Below are 339 nucleotides of genomic sequence, written 5' to 3' on the forward strand. Positions count from 1 at the left end.
GCATTTAGGCAGCACAACATTAACCGGCACCGGATGACGGTAAAATAAATCGATTGATAGAATTAGGCAGCTCGGATTCAATCACCGAGCTGCGAGGGGAGATTAATTACCCATTTTGACATCACTGACCCATTTCGTGATCAGTCGCTTACGCTCATCTGCCGAACCATAGGTTTCCATATCATAGTCAATTAAGGTCAATGCCTTCGGATCGAGCGCTGCAGGAGACTGTTCTGCTAAGGTATTGGTTAAAATTTGGTAAGACTGGCCTTCTTTCCAAGCCAATTCCTGACCTTCTTTTGATAGTACCCAGTCAACAAAGCGCTTAGCATTGTCAAG

1 pseudogene is annotated in these 339 nt (G+C 44.8%); it reads right to left on the reverse strand.

Going from position 1 to position 339, the window contains the following annotated elements:
- Positions 1 to 102: 102 nt before the first annotated feature.
- Positions 103 to 339 (reverse strand): annotated as a pseudogene (locus ACS2QP_RS27485) (hypothetical protein); the annotation flags it as partial.

This window comes from Bacillus cereus group sp. Bce019 (genome assembly GCF_051781745.1).
In the GTDB taxonomy this organism is placed as follows: domain Bacteria; phylum Bacillota; class Bacilli; order Bacillales; family Bacillaceae_G; genus Bacillus_A; species Bacillus_A cereus.